Source organism: Lysinibacillus sp. GbtcB16 (genome assembly GCF_019091145.1).
GTDB classification, from domain to species: domain Bacteria; phylum Bacillota; class Bacilli; order Bacillales_A; family Planococcaceae; genus Lysinibacillus; species Lysinibacillus fusiformis.
Genome location: NZ_JAGXJV010000600.1, coordinates 1 through 256, shown reverse-complemented (window position 1 = coordinate 256; position 256 = coordinate 1). Strand labels below are relative to the sequence as shown.

Here is a 256-nt window from a genome sequence, read left to right as displayed (position 1 = left end):
GATGAAGCAGCGGGAAAACGATGAGCAGGAAGAGCACGACAACCCAGATGTGAAAGCTGAACATCGTGAAAAGCAAGGACCCGATGAGCAGCGCCAGCACGGAAGCTGCAATGCGATGGAGTGCGCTTTGGATCCCTTTCTTCTCCGTTACTTCAATGCCCAGAATCGCCAAAAGTCCTGCTGCAGCAGGCGTTTTAAGCCCCAATACATGGGCGAGATACATCGCAATGCCGACGGCAAGGGCGGTTTTGAGCAC

Annotated in this window: 1 protein-coding gene; it reads right to left on the bottom strand. The window is 53.9% G+C overall.

The window, feature by feature from the left end:
* The coding region (locus KVT27_RS25355) for an aromatic acid exporter family protein (RefSeq protein WP_254636293.1) at positions 1-256 on the bottom strand (256 nt) is incomplete at both ends.